This is a genomic window from Pantoea sp. SIMBA_079, from assembly GCF_046940275.1.
In the GTDB taxonomy this organism is placed as follows: domain Bacteria; phylum Pseudomonadota; class Gammaproteobacteria; order Enterobacterales; family Enterobacteriaceae; genus Pantoea; species Pantoea borealis.
Genome location: NZ_JAWRYR010000475.1, coordinates 1 through 262 on the forward strand (window position 1 = coordinate 1; position 262 = coordinate 262).

Sequence of the window (262 nt, forward strand, 5' to 3'; positions counted from 1 at the left end):
GCGCCATCATCCGCCGCGCCTTCGACCTCGGCGTGACGCACTTCGACCTGGCCAACAATTACGGCCCGCCGTACGGCTCGGCCGAGAAGAACTTCGGCCGCATCCTGCAGGAGGATCTGGCCGCCCACCGCGACGAGCTCGTCATCTCGAGCAAGGCGGGGTGGGACATGTGGCCCGGCCCGTACGGTCAGGGCGGCGGCGGCCGCAAGTACGTGCTCGCCAGCCTGGACCAGTCGCTGAAGCGCCTCGGCGTCGAGTACGT

1 protein-coding gene is annotated in these 262 nt (G+C 69.5%); it reads left to right on the plus strand.

All coding sequences use genetic code 11. The annotated features are described in order from the left end of the window. Positions 1 to 262, plus strand: a 262-nt coding sequence (locus tag SB719_RS20865; RefSeq protein ID WP_412159848.1) for an aldo/keto reductase, incomplete at both ends; no start/stop codon positions are given.